Consider the following 19,392-nt stretch of genomic DNA (forward strand, 5'->3'; position numbering starts at 1 on the left):
CAAGAAGAACATTATAGTCAATTATTTAAATAGCTCCCAGGACATTTACATCAAAACTCCGGAATCCAATATTATTAAACAAGTTTATCTAATCAATATGGTTGGCCAGACAGTAAAATCATGGAATGCCACTAATAATCTCATATCTAGTGAATTTAAAATTCCAGTTAAAAGAATTTCAGATGGCAATTACATCATAAAAGTTGTTACGGATCGAGGTACATATAATAAAAAAGTGGTTATTAAATTAGATTAAAAAGCCCTTATCTCTCAAAAAGCAGTCTTTTGAAAAGACTGCTTTTTTATAATGTTAAAAAATACTCATGCATTATATTCCATGATGCAATTCTTGCATATTTTCCTTATCAAACTACATAATTTTACAAAAAGCACTTACATTTAGGATAAAAGCCTATCATTTCATCGAATATTTTATATATTTGGTCTACCAAAAAGCATTTTGAGTCGTAAACCACCTATGAAAGATAATATAGGAATCCGCTCTAATTATCTCCTCTCTTTCAAGAGAATACTTTGCTATCCCCTAATTTCAAACAAATTATTTATATGATAAAAAACTACCTCTGCCTTGTTCAGTTGGTCCTTTTTACATTAACTACCAACCTTTTAGCAGCCAAAACTAATCAACTTTTCAATTACATCAGCTTAGACAATGTTTCTATCGTTTTTGAAGAAGCAAATGCAAACAGCGATGTGTTCACTGATAATTATTCTATCAACTTATTAGCAGATCCTCCTGAATTGATCTGTATTGGGGACGGTGATAGCTCTACTATTGAATACACAATTTATCTTGATGAAAATGGTCTAGCCTCCATAATGGTTGAGACTATTGACGACGGGAGTATTTACGATGCATCTCTTTACTCATTATCTCTAAATGAAGATTCTTTTACTTGTAGCAATATAGGAATAAACGACATTTCATTGCAACTTGTACATACTGAAACCGGTCTTGTTCTAGAAACGTGCGAGGTTCAAATACAAGTTATTGATAACATTGCCCCCGTATTGGACTGTTCTTCCTTGGGAGGAAATTTCGACACAGATCCAGGGTTATGTACAGCTTCGGTAAGTTTCGAGGCAGATGTTGAAGACAACTGCCCTCCTATCATCACTTATACTCTTGCCGGCCCTGGTGACACCATTACCTCTCCCTATAATTTCCCCGTAGGGACCACTACTGTAAAAGTTAAAGCAAATGGCAATGGTTCGATAGATCTTTGTGAATTTGATGTTATTGTTACGGACAATCAAGCACCTAGTTTCACTGGGATTGAAGACATCACTTGGGGATGCGGGTATTCAGTTTCTACTCCAACTGGAACAGATAATTGTGGAGGTACAATAAATGGAACAACTTCAGATCCAATTTCCTTTGATTCAAACGGAACTTATACCATTAATTGGAATTTTGATTTTGGCAATGGTAATGTTTACAATATTCCCCAAAACGTTACAATCCAAGAAATAAATTGTAACATCACTGTTGGGCAACACGTGAGTTGCTTCGGAGGTAATGATGGTATAGCCAATTTGAATATCTCAGGAGGAATAGCCCCCATAACTGTAAATTGGAACGGAGAAGATCCTAATGCCCTTTCTGCAGGCACCTATACCGTTAATGTTATAGACGCTAATGGTTGTTCAAGTTCATGTTCTGTAACTATCGAAGAGCCTGAAGTACTTTCAGCTACAGCAACACAAATTTCTCAAGTAAGCTGTAATGGGCAATCAAATGGTGAGGCCACTGTCAATGTATCTGGGGGCAATAGCCCATACTTTTATACTTGGGATAACGGAGAAAATGGTGCAACAGCTAATAATTTGGATGCAGGAATTCATTCCGTTACTATTACAGATTCAAAAGGTTGCAATATCTCTACTTCAATAGAAATTATGCAACCAGAAACTCTATCTATTGATATTGAAGAGAAAAACGATGTATCTTGTACTTGGGGCTCAGATGGCACCCTCGATATTACACCTATTGGAGGAACTCCCCCCTATAATTACCAGTGGTCTGGTCCTGCAGGTTATTCAAGTACCAATCAAGATATTGAAAATTTATCCAATGGTAACTATACCATAATAGTAACAGATAACAATGGGTGCCAAATTGTTCAATCTATAACTATTACTCAACCCAGCAATATCTCCCTTTTACTATCAAGAACAAATATATCCTGTAATGGATTATCAGATGGCACCTTGACTGCAAATGTTGCAGGAGGAGTAGGCCCGTATACTTATTCATGGAATACTTCCCCTATTCAAACCACCCCTACCGCTACAAACTTAGCAAATGCATATTATACTTGTATAGTAACTGATGCTAATGGTTGTTCAAAAACAAAAGGCATGTGGATTAACGAACCAACAGCCTTAATTGCTTCCGCATCATCCACTGACCCCTCCTGCTTTAATGGAACCGATGGTACAGCAAATGCATCGGCTTCGGGAGGAACTCCTCCATACACTTACCAATGGAGTATTTCAGCCGGCTCTGCCACAACCAGTTCAGTTTCTAATATTTCGGCGGGATACCATACCGTAACAATTACGGATAATAATGGTTGTCAGGAATTAGTTGAAATTAATGTTACTGAACCTGACCCCATAACAGTAAATGTTTCTGGAACTGAAGGGTGTCTAATAAATGGTTCAAGTACAGGAGGAAGCGCTACGGCAACACCTTTAGGAGGGACTGCTCCATATTCTTATTTATGGAACACAGGAGCAACTACACAGACTATTTCTGGTTTAGCTCCTGGAACTTATACTGTAACAGTTACAGATAGTAATGGATGTTCTTCTTCTTCATCTAGTGTCACAAATGTAGCTCCTACAGAACTTACTATGTCAGCTACTTGGACGAACACGACAGGAGCTGGAGCTTCAAACGGTACAGCTTCAGCAACACCTTCTGGAGGTGATGCCCCTTATACTTATTTATGGAGTAATGGTGAAACTACCTCATCTATTTCGGGGTTATCCTCGGGAACTTATACAGTAACCATTACTGATGAAAGCGGCTGTACTTCTTCAGCAACGGTATATATTGGAGACCCTTTAAGTGCTTCTATGACTACCTCTTCTGAATGTGTGGATATCGATGATTTAGAAACCTTAACAATTATTCCGAATATTTCAGGAGGTATTGCCCCATTTACCCTTTCATGGGATTTTGGGTTAGATTCCCAAACCTCTCCAGGCATTTATAGTGGCACGCAAGAAGTGGAGTATGCCACTGCAGGGGACAAAGTAATAACCCTTACTGTAACAGATGCCTCCGGACAAAGTACAACCATTAGCCAAACTCATCAATTGGCAATTTGTTATACCTACAATGTCGATTGTAGCAAATGTAACGCTAATGATTTTGAAATTGGAGACTTTTATATAGGGGACGAAGATGGTAACCCAATAGAAGAATGTACTGGCGGCACCCCGCTCTCTGTCTATATTTGGTTCACTACCCCTAGTACAGCACAACCAAAATATAACCTTTATGTAATCGTTGGATATGAAGTAACCGATGCTCTTACTGGGATTACCACTTCCCAATATATTGAAGAATGTCTTTATGAAGGGGAAGCTATACCTGTGAGTAGCCAAGGTCAGCTTTTACTGGATGATGATTATATCTGCGGAAACCAAATTACATTAACTGGATTACTCTATTCTTGGAAACAACACCAAAATTCGGATTGTTTGCCGTCAAAACCTAAATGTAATTGTGCAAGTGATGCCATCACTGTAATTGCACCTTTGGCTGCCGTGGCTCAAACCACCCCTGTTGATTGTAATGGCAATTCAACAGGTGCCGGTACCGTGAATGCAACAGGGGGTGAAGCTCCTTACTCCTATTTATGGTCAAATGGAGAAACTAGTGATACTATTTCAGATGTTCCGGCAGGAACCTATTCCGTAACGGTAACGGATGCTGCAGGTACTATTACAACTGCCAATTCAATAATTACTGAACCTGTGCAATTAACCGCCACAGCAGATGTAACTAGCAATTACAATGGAGAGGACATATCATGTACAAATGGTAATAATGGAACGGCCACAGTAACCCCATCCGGAGGAACCGCTCCTTACTTCTATGTATGGTCCAATGGTCAGACAACCGCTACTGCAACCAACTTATCCGAAGGAACTTATACAGTAAACATTACAGATAGCAATGGATGTACATTTGAAACAAATGTTACCTTAGAAGCCCCAGAAGAAATTCTAACGAATATTACCTCTACAAATCCAACTTGTTTTGGATCCGCAAATGGAACTGCAACCGTTTCAGTGACCAGCGGAGGTATAAGTCCTTTCACCTATCAATGGTCTAACGGACAAACATCACAAACTGCCAATGGATTAGCTGCCAATACAAATTACTCAGTAATTGTTACAGATGCAAATGGGTGTTCAGTTTCAAATTCAGTGACTCTATCGCAACCAAACGCATTGCAGGTCAATATCACTAAAACACCTGCTCTTTGCTTTGGAAGTAACGGAGGTACTGCAACGGCAACGCCGTCAGGAGGAACTGCTCCTTATTCCTATGTATGGTCCAATAGCCAAACAACCCAAACTGCAACAAACTTAAGTGCAGGATCTTATACCGTAACGGTTACAGATAATAACGGTTGTCAAGAAATTAAATCGGTTACCATTACACAACCATCCCAATTAACGGCTACAGCAGAAGCTTTTGATGCATCCTGTTACAATGCCTCCAATGGCTATGTTACGGTAACGGTGGAAAATGGAACCCCAGGATACACCTATTCTTGGAATACTTCTCCTGTTCAAACAACAGCTACAGCATCTGGACTTTCAGCAGGAACTTATTCAGTAACGATTACGGATGCCAATGGTTGTACAACCACTGCTTCTGCTACCGTAAATGAACCAACCGAATTAGTAGCTGACATAAGCGGAACTAATGTTTCTTGCTATGGGTTTAATGATGGAACGGCATCTGTATCAGTATCAGGAGGTACTGCTCCTTATGAATATACATGGAACACGTCCCCTATTCAAACAACTTCTACAGCCAATAACTTAACAGCTGGAAACTATCAAGTCATTGTTGAAGATGCCTTAGGATGTCAAATTACCAAAACAATTACTATCACACAACCTCAAAACTTGACCAATGCCAATGCTGGAACTGATCAAACGTTGAATTGTGGTTTGGATACAACCATATTAAACGCTAATACTCCAACAGTAGGTACAGGTTCTTGGTCCTTGATTTCGGCACCTGCCGGAGCATCAACAAGCTTTACCGATGTCAATCAGCCAAACACTTCCTTTTCAGGTGATATGGTAGGGACTTACGTCTTAAGATGGACTATAAGTAGTGGAAGTTGTCCTACTAAAACGGATGATGTTCAAATTACACTATCTGAATGTAGTACCTTGGATTTTGATGGAGTAAATGACAACATCACTTTCAATAATCATTATGACCTAACTGGTCCATTCAGTTTAAGTGTTTGGGTAAAACCAGGAAGTGTTTCCAACAATACTCAAACAATTCTTTCAAAAAGAGATGCAGGCAATCTTACTACGGGTTACGACCTTAGATTGGTTAACAACACTATATCATTTAGATGGAATGGAAACAACTTAGTTTCCCCTTATCAAGTAAGTACACAACGTTGGTATCACATTGCCGTAACCTTTAGCGGCTCAACTTACATACTATATATTGATGGTATTGAAGTTGGAAGTACCAATGGTGTAGCTCCTACATCCAATTCAAGAGAATTTATTGTTGGAGCTATGGATCAAACCACCACTCCACCATTTAAACCTATTAATTATTTTAAAGGTTGGATGGATGAATTGCGTATTTGGAATTTGGCCCTTACTCAAGATCAGCTTAAATTAATGATGAATCAAGAAATTACCAATAATGGAGGTGCCGTTAAAGGCCTAATTGTACCTCAAGATATTCCTGGTTTATCTTGGAGCAATCTAACTGCTTATTATCATATGGACCAAGCGACAGATGTCAATAATGGGTTCTTAACCGGAAACACCTCCACATCTTTCAATGGAAAATTAAGAAACATTACAACCTGGCAGGAAGAGTCAGCACCAATTCCTTATAAATCGAAGTCAGATGGAATGTGGACAGATACATCCAGCACCACACCATGGTTATATGGAGACAGTGTTTGGGATTACCCTAATGGAACTGGTGTAAATGGTTCTTCTATTGATTGGAACATTGTAGTAACCGACCACAATATTTCTTCAGGAAATAAAGACATCACACTTTTAGGATTACTTAATAATAATGGTGAACTTACCATAGCAGACACCAGCACTCCTCAAGATGAAACCAATCACGGCCAAGGCTTAAGGATTACCCATTATTTAAAATTAGACGGTAGCATCGACCTTGTGGGTGAATCACAATTAATACAAGATGAAGGGAGTATTTTGGAAGAAGCCAGTTCTGGTTATATTGAACGTGATCAACAAGGCACAAGTAATCTTTATAACTATAATTATTGGTGTAGCCCAGTAAGCCCTCAAAATTCAACAGCTAATAATACAACCTATACCGTTGCAAATGTTTTAATGGACGGCACGAACACCGACATCCCTCAATCCATAAGTTGGATAGAAGGACATAATGCCAACCCTGGACCACCACTATCAATCACCAATCGATGGATTTACACCTATAATGCTGTTTCAAATACATATTTACAGTGGAATCATGTGGGCAGCTATGGTAGTATACCATCGGCCAATGGGTATACTATGAAAGGAAGTGGAGCCAATGGTGATAATCAAAATTACATTTTCAAAGGAAAACCCAACAACGGTACAATACAAAACAGTTCAACTGCATTTAGCAATGGTGAGGAATTTTTAATTGGAAATCCATATCCAAGTGCACTTGATGCCGACGAATTTATTAAAGATAATATTCCAAACACAATTGCTAACGAGGTTTATAGCAGTGCTGCCAATCCGGGCACGACAAATGCCTTTGATGGTACACTATATTTTTGGGTACACTATGCATCAAACAACTCTCATACTCTGTCTGAATATGAAGGAGGCTTTGCTGTCTATAATCTAACAGGCGGAGAAATTCCAACAACGCCTCCAATTACTGAGGATGGATATCAAATCAGTGGATTAGGATCATCTACCTTGATGCCTGGACGATACATCCCGGTTGGACAAGGCTTTGTTGTTAACGCATTACAGCCAGGAACAGGAGGGCAAATTAAATTTGAAAACGACCAAAGAATATTTAAAAGAGAGACTGGTACTGGAACTTCTACATTCTTAAGAATGGCAAATACTAATGAAAATCAAGAAACTGAAGAGTCCCAAAATGAAATCAAGCGTATTAGGATAAGTGCTTCAACATCTGATAATCTGGAAAGACATTTATTACTTGGTTTTGTTAGTAACAATGAGGCCAATGATGAATTTAATTTTGGATATGATGCCAAAAACATGGATTCCTATAGTTCGGATGTTTCGTGGAATATTTCTGGTGAGAACTATGTCATTCAAGGAGTAGGGCCTTTTGATAACTCCAATCAATACCCTTTGAATGTCATAATGGGGCAAAATGGAAATTTAGAAATAATGCTACGAGAAATAGAAAATTTTGAAGAGGAAATAGAGGTCTTTGTATATGATTCCTTAACAGGAACCTATACTCAAATAAATCAAAATGCATTTGAAATACAATTGGATGCAGGCTATCATGAAAATAGATTCTACATTACTTTTGAAACAGACAACACTTTGGCTACAATAGACAGAGATTTTGAAAGCATTGTGGTAAACTATTTAAACCATAGCAAAGAAATCTATATTAGGACTCCTCAACATCTTAATGTAAAACAAGTATATCTTACCAATATTATTGGACAGACAGTGAAATCTTGGAATGCTACAAATACTCCAATTTCAAGTGAATTTAAAATTCCTGTAAAAAAGATTGCTGATGGCAACTACATTATCAAAGTGGTAACTGACAAAGGATCTTTCAACAAAAAGGTGGTTATCAAACTAGATTAAAACCTACAACCATTCATTATAAAAAAAGCGGCCTTAACGGCTGCTTTTTTATGTAAGATATAAATACCAAAAGGTTCCACTTTAGAATGGAACTTTAATATAGGGACCAATAACATTGTAAATAACACAAAAAAAACTTACTCATATAAAACAATGAAACGGGTAAATTACTTACTCTCAGTTTTCGAAAGAATTAAATGTAAAAGCATCCCAAGGAACTAATTTGAAAAATGTTTTCATCTACAATGTACTAGGGCAAAGAATCCTTGCCAAAACAAACCTAAACAATAATGAAGCAAATATTGTTCTTACAAGTGTTGAGAAACAATCCTACATTATCCTAGTAGAAAGTTCCAAGGGAGTATTTACTAAAAAGATAATGATTAATAGTCTGTAATCTAAATGACGTTATTCCTCATATAAACCAAAAAGAGCCGCTGTTAAGCGCCTCTTTCTTTTTTGTTATTTCAAAATAAAGTTAATCTTGATTGGATTCTGTGGAGTTCTCATCCAAATACAAAGGCACGCCATCTGCATTCAAATCGTTGGTTGGATCTCCATCGTTATCCAAATCTTCATGTTTTGTCAAGACATCATCCCCATCGTCATCTACATCTAAAAAGTTAGGTACTTCATCTTCATCGGTATCATCGTTGTATAGATCTTTATCACCATCCAAATCTTCCAAATAAGAAGGTACGCCATCACTATCGTGGTCATTCACCTCGGTTTGGTATAATTCAAACTTAAAAATCAAGTTGGAATAAGAAGGAATCCCGGTTTGTGCAGACGAAAAATATCCCAATCCGGAAGGCAAAAACATAGCACCAAAACCATAGCCTTCGTAAGTTACTGTTCCATCACCATTTTCAACAAAAGATGTTGCCGCATTAAATTGAGGTAACACTTCCCTCCATCCAGGAATAACACCTAGCAAATCAAAATCCACATCTGCATTTACAGTACTGTCAAACACATCCTCGTCCATAGTGTTCCCGGAATAGTTCACCAAAACGCTGTCAGAAAAATGCGGCATCTCCCCTCCTCCTTGATTCAATCTCAAAATATAATATTCATACTCCGTCTCTTCATAGGTTGTTGTATGGGTTTCAACGGCATCAATTAACAAAGTATTATTTTCAGGGTCCGGCAATTCCAAATAATTCCCATCCTCATCAGTTGGCAATTCAGATATCACTAAATCTGCTAAGGAATAGTTTCCTGGAGTTGTAAAAGTAGACGCATTATAGTAATGGGTTTCAAAATATCCCATTAAAGAATCCCTGTCAGTCTCCTGCTGCTCTACTCTGTCCCTTTCTGCAACCGTAGTACTTCCGTCATCATCCTTATTACAGGACACAAAGCCCAAAATCAATCCAAGTACTAATACATGGTAATTTTTTAATTTCATATACCTTATTTTTTAACTTTAAGTCGTCGCCACCTTTTAAGTTGGGTTTTGAATACCTATTGTGTAGTTAAGTTATTTTCTTTTTCTATGTGCATTCTGTAAGGCAGAACACAACAATATTGCGTAATTTTAAGTGCGCAAGATACAATATTATAATACTTTTGTACAAAAAGATTAACGTAGTTTTTATTATTTTAATATGCGAATTGACAAATATCTCTGGTGTGTGAGATACTATAAAACAAGAAGTATTGCAACCGATGCCTGTAAAAAAGGCCACGTAAAAATCAATGAGCAAGTGGCCAAACCCAGCAGGGAAGTTTTTATCTCGGACACTATAGAATTACGCAAAGATCAAATCAACTATAAAATTAGAGTGAATGATGTTCCACCAAATCGTGTTGGCGCAAAGCTCGTGGATATTTACAGAACCGATTTAACGCCAAAAGAAGAGTTTGAAGCCAAGGAACTTTTGAAGTATTCTCAGGATTATTACAGAAAAAAAGGCACTGGGAGACCTACCAAAAAAGACCGTCGCGACTTGGAGGACTATTACGATGAAAATGACGATTGAATATCCCATTATTGAATTTTCTCCTTTATCTTTGACAAAATAACAGAAACCATGACAGCCACAAAAAACACGATACTGAGCCATCAGGAAATCCAGCATAAAATCCGTCGTATTGCTTACCAAATTTATGAAAGTAATGTTTCGGAAAAAGAAGTGATTCTCGCCGGAATTGATAGTAATGGATACCTCTTGGCACAAAAACTTAAAGCTTCCTTGGATAACATTTCAGATATTTCGACGGTATTGTGTAAAGTGATTGTTGACAAAAGACACCCTTTGGAAGCAGTTAAAACCTCTTTAAAAGAAGAAGACTACACCAACAAATCTATTGTTTTGGTTGATGATGTCCTAAACTCCGGAAGTACGCTTATTTATGGTGTGAAACATTTTTTAAATGTACCATTGAAACAGTTCAAAACCGCAGTATTGGTAAACCGAAACCATAAAAAATATCCCGTTAAAGCCGATTTCAAGGGTATTTCCCTTTCTACGTCAATCAAAGAACATGTTGAAGTGATTCTTGATGGTGACACTTATGAAGCATTCTTGCAATAAACAAGAGGCCTCAATCTAATACCTTCAAAATTTCTTCAACAATCTCCTCTTTCGTCTTGCCATCGGTAGAGATGGTCACCTCGCTTTGACTGTAAAATGGTGAACGTTCAAAAAGGTGCTTCCCAATAAACTCCACCAAGAGCTCCTCAGTATCGAGATGTGCTATCAATGGACGGTTTTCACGTTCGTCAAACAAACGTTTGGTTAAAGTAGGTATAGAAGCCTTTAAGTACACACTTTTGGCATTGGGAGCCGTTAAAATTCTTTGCATATTATTTCCGTAGCAAGGTGTACCACCACCCAACGAAATAATCTTAGCCTCTTTTTGATCGATGATTTCCTGAAGATATGTTGTCTCTGCCCGTCTAAAATAAATTTCTCCTTTCAATTTGAATAGTTCCCTAACAGACATGGCCTCCTTTCCTTCAATAAATGCATCCAAATCCAAAAATTCACATTTTAAAATTTCAGCCAATTTCGATCCAACTGAGGATTTACCCGACCCCATGTATCCAATTAAAAATATTTTTTTTTCCATGTTATATATTGATAGCTAAAAGCATATGTATCTCTAAGGCAAAAAAACAAAAAATTATTTTGAAAATGGTTTGGAAAACAAATAAATCATCCTATCTTTGCACCCGCATTACAAAAAGACTCGGTAGCTCAGTTGGTAGAGCATAACACTTTTAATGTTAGGGTCCTGGGTTCGAGCCCCAGCCGGGTCACAAGTAAAAAGTTAAGCGAAATGGCTTAACTTTTTTTATTAAGTTGACCGAATGCGCACGTGGCGGAACCGGTAGACGCGCTAGCTTGAGGGGCTAGTATCCATTAGGATGTGGAAGTTCGAATCTTCTCGTGCGCACAGAATGCAACGCCTCTATGAAGAGACGTTTAAACCTCAAAAATATTATGACTCGGTAGCTCAGTTGGTAGAGCATAACACTTTTAATGTTAGGGTCCTGGGTTCGAGCCCCAGCCGGGTCACAAAGAAAAAAGTTAAGCAACAATGCTTAACTTTTTTTGTTTATAAAAGACTGATCACTCTCCATTCAGTAGGTTTTCTATTTGTTGTATTACACGAGCACCATCCCAATTGGCTACTCCAGATTTATCGATTGCTATCTCCCCCTCTCGTCCAATAAAAAAAGTCCTTGGAATGGTTTCATGTTCCAATTCCACTGGATACGAATTCATGGGCCTATACACAGGAAAACTAAAATCATGCTTTTCCTTAAACGATTTTACTGCTTCCTTCTTATCTGAAGTCACAAACAAAAAGACGACCTCCTTATTGTTTTTGAACTGTTGATATAAATTTTCAAAATCGGGCATTTCTGCAATACAGGGAGGACACCAAGTAGCCCAAAAATTAATAATAACAACCTTTCCTTTCAATGTATCAAAGTACATTACTTTATCATCCTCTCCCATAAGTTGCCAATCATAAGAGCTTAAAGTCAACCTTTCCTCCTTTTTAATTTCACTTGGAGAAAAAACGCCCAACATTTTGTGTATCCCTATTTGAATTGGCTTTCTTGTTTGCGGAATAATCAATAATACTATCATAAGTCCAAAAATGATATTCCCTAATTTATTTCTATTCATAATTATACAAAAAGCACATTCTCACATGTGAAAATATGCTTTTTCAATAAACAAACTTGAATATTTTGAAATTTATTTATTCCATAAAAACAACTGGACAATTCACCGTTGCCACACCTGTTGCCAAAATATTGGCCATCCCTGCACTAGACAAATCATTTACCAATTCAAAATCGGCATTGTCATAGACATTCACATTCCACAAAGGGGAATAATCCGAATCTTGCGGCAGTGTAGCTATGACATTGTGGGTTTGACTCGTCCCCATTTCTGTTACAAATCCGGACGCAGGACCACTATCTGAATTGTTAGGGTCAGGATTAACGTTAAAGCTTACGAAAATGGGAGATAAAGGCACCATATTGGACGTACCTCCATCCAAAATCTTTTCAAAGAATGAAAAGTAAAATACAACCTGGTCTTTGTACCAGCCCATATGCAATCCTGTATCTTCACTACCAACTCGCATACTTGCCGTAGACCCTTGCGGCACAACCGGACAATTTACAATTGTTGTTGTTTCTTCTATATCGAAACCGGACATTAATAAATCGTCTAAATTTGAAATCGTGTTTGCTACATAATCACTCGAAACGGTCACTCGGTTAACTTGCCAAAAATCATTGTACCCAACATCACCAGGGATCACATCAATGAGATTGATTTGATTTTCCACTGCATTACCTTGCTGGTCAAAAAACAAATAAATGGGAGCCGGTTCTGTAGGTTGTACATCAAAATTGTAATATCTCACTATCGAACCATCGGGAGCCAAGCCTTGAGTGATAAAGGGTTCACCCGAATCAAAATTAACTGGCTCATTGGCTTCAGGAAGTCCATTAGCTGAAGTTCTTACCATCAAAGTCCCTGCAGCGGTACTAAACCTATCTACACTTACTTTTGGTGCCGTAGCGGGGTCTAAAGGAGTTACTCCAATAGGGTCCATTGTGTTGTCATCATCATTGCTACATGCAAAAACGGACAAAACTAAAAGCGTTAAAAAAATCATCTTTCTGCTCATAACTATTTTTTTTTAGAATTATCCTTTAAAGTTATGTTATGAACGAGAAAAAAAATGTTAGCTACCTAACACTATCCCAATTTCTTCAATAGTTTAATCTCCTTTCTCCCGAAGTCAATAATGTGTTTTTCTTTCAAATCATTCATAAGAATGTTAAGCGTTGGTCTAGAAACCCCTATTAAAGTAGCAATATCCTTTTGGGTATACGGATGTTTTATTACTCGCAATTCGGTTTCTTGACAATCATAACCGTAGTCATCGCAAAGTTCTTCCAAAAATTCCAACAGCCTGGTTTTTGAATCCTTAAACATTAATAGCTGCAGTCTTCTCTCCAACTTCTTTAGGCGAAAACCAATTATTTTATACACTCTAAAACTAAAAGATCTATTATCCCTCATCAATCCATACATAGTATCCACCCCTACGGGGCAAATAGTTGTATCATTTTCAATGCACTGGGCAAATTCACTTCGTTTTTCTTCACCTAAAATGGCCTTTTCACCAAACAGTTCTCCTTTAAGCAAAATGGACTTGACAATCTCATCTCCGCTCTCTGTATAGTAGCCTATTTTGACCTTTCCCCTTTCAATCAAGAAAACTTTATTGGAACTGTCCTCTTCAAAATAGATGAAGTCCTTTTTATTATAGTGGTTTATTTGATGTGATTTTTTGAAGTTTTTATACTTGTGTGGACACAACAATTTGAAAAGATTAACATCTTCAAAAAACCAAATAGTATTCATGAGTCTTTTTGTTAGTTACGCTATTGATCGAATCTCCCAACAAACTACAAATAATGAAAACTCATGATTTTAATCAGGAGTTTTCATTATTATAAGAGCATATTAAGCAGCATTTTGCTTTTTGATAAGATTCAAGGCTGAACCTTCTTTATACCAAGCAATTTGCGCTTCGTTATAACTGTGATTAACAGTAATGACATCTTTAGAACCATCGGTGTGCACCAATTCTATAGTCAATGGTTTGTCTGGAGCAAATTCATTTAAATCCAAGAAATTGAAGGTGTCATCCTCTTGCACCAAATCATAATCATTTTCATTATCAAAGGTCAAGGCCAACATTCCCTGCTTTTTAAGGTTTGTTTCATGGATACGTGCAAATGACTTCACTAATACAGCTGCAACTCCTAAATGCCTAGGTTCCATGGCAGCGTGCTCACGAGAAGAGCCTTCTCCATAGTTATGGTCTCCGACAACTATTGTTTTGATTCCGGCGGCTTTATATTGGCGTTGCACATCTGGTACGCCTCCATATTCTCCTGTCAATTGATTTTTCACAAAGTTGGTTTGTTGATTATAAGCATTTACAGCACCAATCAAACAGTTGTTGGAAATATTGTCCAAATGCCCTCTAAAACGTAGCCAAGGCCCCGCCATAGAAATGTGATCTGTAGTGCATTTACCAAAGGCCTTGATCAACAATTTAGCCCCAGTAATGGTGTCTCCAATTGGCGTAAATGGCTCCAATAATTGTAAACGCTCTGAAGTTGGGCTTACCGTCACTTCTACGCCACTTCCGTTTGCTACCGGCTCAACATAGCCATTATCCTTAACTTCAAAGCCTCTTGGAGGTAATTCCCATCCTGTAGGCTCATCAAACATCACCTCTTCCCCATTTTCATTGATTAACTTATCCGTTATTGGATTGAAGTCCAAACGTCCGGCAATGGCAATTGCCGCTGTTAATTCCGGAGAGGCCACAAAGGCGTGCGTATTGGGGTTGCCATCAGCCCGCTTTGCAAAGTTTCTATTGAAGGAATGCACGATACTATTTTTAGGAGCGTTTTTCGGATCGCTATAACGCGCCCACTGCCCAATACAGGGGCCGCAGGCATTGGTGAATATTGTGGCGTCTAATTTTTCAAACACTTGAAGAATTCCATCACGCTCGGCCGTGTAACGCACTTGCTCAGAACCTGGATTAATCCCAAATTCCGCTTTCGTTTTTAAATTTTTATCCAAAGCCTGCTGTGCGATCGAAGATGCCCTTGACAGATCTTCATAAGAGGAATTGGTACACGACCCAATCAATCCCCATTCTACGGCTAGTGGCCAGTCGTTTGCTTTTGCCTTTTCAGTCATTTCCTTACCCGCAGTAGTAGACAAGTCCGGCGTAAACGGTCCATTTAAAAGTGGAGATAATTCTGAAAGATTAATTTCAATTACTTGATCGAAGTACTGTTCTGGGTTTGCATAAACTTCAGCATCAGCCGTCAAGTATTCTTTGATTTCATTGGCGGCATCGGCAACATCTGCTCTTTCCGTAGCTCGCAAATAACGCTCCATAGATTCATCATACCCAAATGTAGAAGTGGTTGCTCCAATCTCCGCTCCCATATTACAAATGGTACCTTTACCGGTACAGGACATAGCCGTTGCTCCAGGTCCAAAATATTCCACAATGGCACCGGTACCACCTTTTACGGTTAAGATTTCAGCTACTTTCAAAATCACATCCTTTGGCGCCGTCCAGCCCGATAATTTCCCCGTCAGCTTAACCCCTATCAATTTAGGAAATTTAAGCTCCCAGGCCATCCCTGCCATTACATCTACGGCGTCAGCTCCTCCTACTCCAATAGCCACCATGCCCAAGCCTCCCGCATTAACGGTATGCGAATCGGTACCTATCATCATTCCCCCAGGAAAGGCGTAGTTCTCTAAAACTACTTGGTGAATAATTCCTGCTCCAGGTTTCCAAAACCCAATGCCATATTTATTGGACACCGAAGCCAAAAAGTCGAACACTTCCTTGCTGGTTTCATTGGCTTGCTTTAAATCTTGCTTGGCTCCCTGCTTTGCCTGGATCAAGTGGTCGCAGTGTACGGTTGTAGGCACGGCAACTTTTGGTTTTCCTGCCTGCATAAACTGCAATAAGGCCATTTGAGCGGTTGCATCCTGACAGGCGATTCTATCTGGAGCAAAATCCACATAATCTTTCCCTCTTACAAAAGCCTTTTCAGGAGTTTCATCCCATAAATGGGAATATAAAATCTTTTCGGAAAGGGTCAATGGTTTACCCACAACGTTGCGTGCCTTATCAACGCGCTCCGCCATTTTTGCATAAACCTCCTTTATCATTTCTATATCAAATGCCATAAATTTTCTTATTGATTATTAATCATTTTTTTAGTGTCTACAATATACAAAATAAGTCCTCTATTGAAAAACCTAAATACCAGCGCTTTGCAAACTTAAACACTCAAAATGTTAGGCATAAAAAAAGTCCGAGTTTCAACTCGGACTTTTTGATCTATTTAAAAATCTGTGATGATTATAGTACCAATTGCTTTTGAGACGGTGCAAATCTAGTCAACACAATTCCTTCAACAGCTGCTTCGTACTCTTCCATAGTAGGAGTTCTACCCAAAATTGTAGACAATACTACTACTGGAGTAGAAGACAATAAAGATTCTCCTTTTTTCTCTCCAGAATCTTTTACAACTCTTCCTTGGAATAAACGTGTAGATGTTGCCATTACCGTATCACCTGGCTCCGCTTTTTCCTGGTTACCCATACACAGGTTACAACCTGGACGCTCCAAGTATAACATGTTTTCATACTTTGTACGTGCCAATCCTTTGGGTGCATTGTCATCAAACTCAAATCCTGAGTACTTTTGTAATACTTCCCAATCTCCTTCAGCTTTCAACTCGTCAACAATGTTGTAAGTAGGAGGCGCCACTACTAACGGAGCCTTAAACTCAACTTTTCCTTGTTGCGCTTCAATGTTCTTCAACATTTGAGCTAAAATTTTCATATCTCCTTTGTGAACCATACAAGATCCGACAAATCCTAAGTCAACTTTCTTAGTTCCTCCATAGAAAGACAATGGACGAATAGTATCGTGCGTATAACGCTTAGAAACATCTTCATTGTTTACATCTGGATCGGCAATCATTGGCTCTGCAATCTCATCCAAGTCAATCTCAACCTCTGCATAGTACTTAGCATTAGCATCTGGTCTAAGAGCTGGCTTAATTCCTGTTTTAACTTCAACAATTCTTGCATTGGCCTTGTCCACTAAACCTTGAAGTACCTGCGGCTCGTTATCCATACCTTTATCGATCATGATTTGGATACGGTCTCTAGCAATTTCTAAAGATTCGATCAAGGTTTCATCTTCTGAAATACAAATAGAAGCCTTAGCTTTCATCTCTGCAGTCCAATCGGTAAATGTAAAGGCTTGGTCAGAAGTCAATGTTCCAATGTGCACCTCGATTACACGTCCTTGGAATACGTTTTCACCACCAAACTGCTTCAACATTTGTTGTTGTGTAGCGTGTACCACATCACGGAAATCCATGAAGCTTCTCATGTTTCCTTTGAAGGTTACTTTTACAGATTGTGGAATTGGCATAGTCGCCTCACCTGTTGCCAAAGCCAATGCTACAGTCCCGGAATCGGCACCAAAAGCAACTCCTTTAGACATACGTGTGTGCGAATCTCCACCAATAATAATGTCCCAATCACTTACTGTGATATCGTTTAACACCTTGTGAATTACATCGGTCATTGCGTGGTATTCACCTTTAGGATCACGCCCTGTAATTAATCCGAAGTCATTCATGAACTTCATCAACTTAGGAATGTTGGCTTTAGACTTATCATCCCATACAGAAGCGGTGTGACATCCAGATTGGTAAGCTCCATCAACAATTGGAGAAATAGTGGTTGCCGCCATAGCTTCCAATTCCTGAGACGTCATTAATCCAGTAGTATCCTGAGATCCTACAATGTTTACTTCAACACGAACATCAGAACCAGCGTGCAATGTTTTGCCAGGTGTAGTTCCAACGGCATTTTTATTAAAGATTTTCTCAACTGCCGTTAATCCTTGTCCTTCAACAGAAATTTCTTTTGAAGTGGCATATACTTGAGGAATTTCAATTCCTAAAACTTTAGCCGCAAATGTTTGCAATTTTTTACCAAATACAACAGCATAAGATCCACCTGCTTTGATAAACTCCACTTTTTGCGGCGTTAGAGACGCAGAAATATCGATTAATTCCTGATCTCCATTGTATAATTTTTTCTCTTTGGTATTGATGGTAAGCACTGTTCCTGTTTCCACAGAATAGGCTTGCTCTAAAACTGGATCTCCGTTTGCGTCTACAACCGTATTTCCTTCAGCATCCTTTTGCTTTACCCAGTTTTTAAGATCAATACCAATACCACCTGTTACTCCAACAGTTGTTAAGAAAATTGGAGAAATTCCGTTGGTTCCTGCAATTACCGGTGCAATATTGATAAATGGTACATATGGGCTAGATTCGATACCGGTCCATAAGGCCACGTTATTAACACCTGACATTCTTGACGATCCAACTCCCATTGTTCCTTTTTCAGCAATCAACATGACGCGCTTATCTGGGTGCTGTGCTTTCAATTCAGTCAATGCTTTTTGCATTTCTTTGTTGTGCTCAAAGATAGACTGTCCATGCAACTCACGGTCTGAACGTGAATGTGCATCGGCACCAGGAGACAATAAATCTGTAGAAATATCTCCAACACCTGCAATAAAGGTTACTACTTTAATCTCTTCATCCACCTCAGGAAGTTGTGTAAAGAATTCAGCTTGAGCATAGCTTTCAATCAATTCCTTAGCTATGATGTTTCCTGCTTTAAAAGCTGCTTCCAAACGAGCTGTATCAGCATCGTATAAAAACACCTGTGTTTTCAACACTTTGGCAGCTTCTGCAGCAATCGCAGCATCTTCTCCTAAAGCCAAATCCAAAAGGACTTCAATGGAAGGGCCTCCTTTCATGTGAGACAATTGCTCAAACGCAAACGCTGGTGAAATTTCTTCAACAACAGACTCACCAAGAATAATTTCTTTTAAAAACTTAGCTTTTACTCCTGCAGCACTTGTAGTTCCCGGAAGCGTATTGTAAATAAAGAAATTCAGAGAATCTTCGCGATTTTCGTTATTCAAATCCTTAATTTGTTCAATTATCTCGCTTAACAAATCAGCTCCGTCAATAGGCTTTGGATGAAGCCCCTGAGCTTTTCGTTGTTCGATCTCCTTGATGTAATCGTTGTATAAATTCATATTATTAGTATTATGATTTAATTGGCTTTTATGCGATTAATATTTCATCTGAACAATACA

The 19,392-nt window shown here is 38.5% G+C and carries 12 protein-coding genes and 3 tRNA genes; 8 read left to right on the plus strand and 7 right to left on the minus strand.

Translation table 11 applies throughout. The annotated features are described in order from the left end of the window. From ZA05_RS03265 to ZA05_RS18570, 3 genes are all read left to right on the plus strand, one after another. On the plus strand, nucleotides 1-256 hold a 256-nt coding region (locus ZA05_RS03265), incomplete at its 5' end, for a T9SS type A sorting domain-containing protein (RefSeq protein WP_157514495.1). Nucleotides 257-567: 311 nt separating this feature from the next. Continuing rightward, the gene (locus ZA05_RS03270; RefSeq protein ID WP_053990259.1) at nucleotides 568-8,094 is read left to right on the plus strand and encodes a LamG-like jellyroll fold domain-containing protein; all 7,527 of its coding nucleotides are present in this window, start codon (nucleotides 568-570) and stop codon (nucleotides 8,092-8,094) included. A gap of 166 nt (nucleotides 8,095-8,260) precedes the next feature. Next, the gene (locus tag ZA05_RS18570) at nucleotides 8,261-8,491 is read left to right on the plus strand and encodes a T9SS type A sorting domain-containing protein (protein ID WP_082333654.1); all 231 of its coding nucleotides are present in this window, start codon (nucleotides 8,261-8,263) and stop codon (nucleotides 8,489-8,491) included. A gap of 81 nt (nucleotides 8,492-8,572) precedes the next feature. Here ZA05_RS18570 and ZA05_RS03275 read toward each other — a convergent pair whose 3' ends face one another. Continuing rightward, on the minus strand, nucleotides 8,573-9,505 hold the full coding sequence (locus tag ZA05_RS03275; protein ID WP_053990260.1) for an FKBP-type peptidyl-prolyl cis-trans isomerase: 933 nt from the start codon (nucleotides 9,503-9,505) through the stop codon (nucleotides 8,573-8,575). A 199-nt stretch (nucleotides 9,506-9,704) separates the two neighbouring features. Between ZA05_RS03275 and ZA05_RS03280 the strand changes: the two genes are divergently transcribed. Together ZA05_RS03280 and ZA05_RS03285 are read left to right on the plus strand one after the other, a co-directional pair. Continuing rightward, the gene (locus ZA05_RS03280) at nucleotides 9,705-10,079 is read left to right on the plus strand and encodes an RNA-binding S4 domain-containing protein (RefSeq protein WP_053990261.1); all 375 of its coding nucleotides are present in this window, start codon (nucleotides 9,705-9,707) and stop codon (nucleotides 10,077-10,079) included. Nucleotides 10,080-10,130: 51 nt separating this feature from the next. Then, nucleotides 10,131-10,634 (plus strand): phosphoribosyltransferase domain-containing protein, encoded by a 504-nt coding sequence (locus tag ZA05_RS03285; RefSeq protein ID WP_053990262.1) that lies wholly within the window; start codon nucleotides 10,131-10,133, stop codon nucleotides 10,632-10,634. A gap of 10 nt (nucleotides 10,635-10,644) precedes the next feature. On the opposite strand, the gene ZA05_RS03290 is transcribed toward ZA05_RS03285, so the two are convergent. Next, a complete protein-coding gene (locus tag ZA05_RS03290) occupies nucleotides 10,645-11,172 on the minus strand; it encodes a shikimate kinase (protein WP_053990263.1) in 528 nt (175 codons plus the stop codon). A 117-nt stretch (nucleotides 11,173-11,289) separates the two neighbouring features. On the opposite strand from ZA05_RS03290, the gene ZA05_RS03295 reads away from it, so the two are divergent. The 3 genes from ZA05_RS03295 (at nucleotide 11,290) to ZA05_RS03305 (ending at nucleotide 11,621) form a co-directional block, all read left to right on the plus strand. Beyond that, nucleotides 11,290-11,362: transfer RNA gene (locus tag ZA05_RS03295), tRNA-Lys, on the plus strand. Between the two features lie 53 nt (nucleotides 11,363-11,415). Further along, a tRNA-Leu gene (locus ZA05_RS03300) sits at nucleotides 11,416-11,499 on the plus strand. A 49-nt stretch (nucleotides 11,500-11,548) separates the two neighbouring features. Then, a tRNA-Lys gene (locus ZA05_RS03305) sits at nucleotides 11,549-11,621 on the plus strand. Nucleotides 11,622-11,675: 54 nt separating this feature from the next. On the opposite strand, the gene ZA05_RS03310 is transcribed toward ZA05_RS03305, so the two are convergent. The 5 genes from ZA05_RS03310 to ZA05_RS03330 all read right to left on the minus strand — a co-directional run bounded on the left by ZA05_RS03310 (nucleotide 11,676) and on the right by ZA05_RS03330 (nucleotide 19,332). After that, the gene (locus tag ZA05_RS03310) at nucleotides 11,676-12,242 is read right to left on the minus strand and encodes a TlpA disulfide reductase family protein (RefSeq protein WP_053990264.1); all 567 of its coding nucleotides are present in this window, start codon (nucleotides 12,240-12,242) and stop codon (nucleotides 11,676-11,678) included. 76 nt (nucleotides 12,243-12,318) lie between these two features. Further along, nucleotides 12,319-13,263 carry a hypothetical protein gene (locus ZA05_RS03315; RefSeq protein WP_053990265.1) on the minus strand — a complete coding sequence of 315 codons (945 nt, stop codon included), beginning with the start codon at nucleotides 13,261-13,263 and terminating at the stop codon, nucleotides 12,319-12,321. A gap of 71 nt (nucleotides 13,264-13,334) precedes the next feature. After that, the gene (locus ZA05_RS03320) at nucleotides 13,335-14,006 is read right to left on the minus strand and encodes a Crp/Fnr family transcriptional regulator (protein WP_053990266.1); all 672 of its coding nucleotides are present in this window, start codon (nucleotides 14,004-14,006) and stop codon (nucleotides 13,335-13,337) included. Between the two features lie 102 nt (nucleotides 14,007-14,108). Further along, on the minus strand, nucleotides 14,109-16,379 hold the full coding sequence (locus ZA05_RS03325) for an aconitate hydratase (RefSeq protein WP_053990267.1): 2,271 nt from the start codon (nucleotides 16,377-16,379) through the stop codon (nucleotides 14,109-14,111). 175 nt (nucleotides 16,380-16,554) lie between these two features. After that, complete coding sequence (locus ZA05_RS03330) at nucleotides 16,555-19,332, minus strand: bifunctional aconitate hydratase 2/2-methylisocitrate dehydratase (RefSeq protein ID WP_053990268.1); 2,778 nt, start codon at nucleotides 19,330-19,332, stop codon at nucleotides 16,555-16,557. Between the last annotated feature and the right edge of the window lie 60 nt (nucleotides 19,333-19,392).

Origin of the sequence: Mangrovimonas sp. TPBH4 (assembly GCF_001280505.1) — a bacterium.
GTDB lineage: Bacteria > Bacteroidota > Bacteroidia > Flavobacteriales > Flavobacteriaceae > Mangrovimonas_A.

What these genes read in the sequence shown, in the direction of transcription:
- ZA05_RS03290 (WP_053990263.1), bottom strand. Translation starts at nt 11,172, where the DNA reads ATGGAAAAAAAAATATTTTTAATTGGATACATGGGGTCGGGTAAATCC.
- ZA05_RS03280 (WP_053990261.1), top strand. Translation starts at nt 9,705, where the DNA reads ATGCGAATTGACAAATATCTCTGGTGTGTGAGATACTATAAAACAAGA.
- ZA05_RS03320 (WP_053990266.1), bottom strand. Translation starts at nt 14,006, where the DNA reads ATGAATACTATTTGGTTTTTTGAAGATGTTAATCTTTTCAAATTGTTG.
- ZA05_RS03310 (WP_053990264.1), bottom strand. Translation starts at nt 12,242, where the DNA reads ATGAATAGAAATAAATTAGGGAATATCATTTTTGGACTTATGATAGTA.
- ZA05_RS03315 (WP_053990265.1), bottom strand. Translation starts at nt 13,263, where the DNA reads ATGAGCAGAAAGATGATTTTTTTAACGCTTTTAGTTTTGTCCGTTTTT.
- ZA05_RS03285 (WP_053990262.1), top strand. Translation starts at nt 10,131, where the DNA reads ATGACAGCCACAAAAAACACGATACTGAGCCATCAGGAAATCCAGCAT.
- ZA05_RS03275 (WP_053990260.1), bottom strand. Translation starts at nt 9,505, where the DNA reads ATGAAATTAAAAAATTACCATGTATTAGTACTTGGATTGATTTTGGGC.
- ZA05_RS03330 (WP_053990268.1), bottom strand. Translation starts at nt 19,332, where the DNA reads ATGAATTTATACAACGATTACATCAAGGAGATCGAACAACGAAAAGCT.
- ZA05_RS03325 (WP_053990267.1), bottom strand. Translation starts at nt 16,379, where the DNA reads ATGGCATTTGATATAGAAATGATAAAGGAGGTTTATGCAAAAATGGCG.
- ZA05_RS03270 (WP_053990259.1), top strand. Translation starts at nt 568, where the DNA reads ATGATAAAAAACTACCTCTGCCTTGTTCAGTTGGTCCTTTTTACATTA.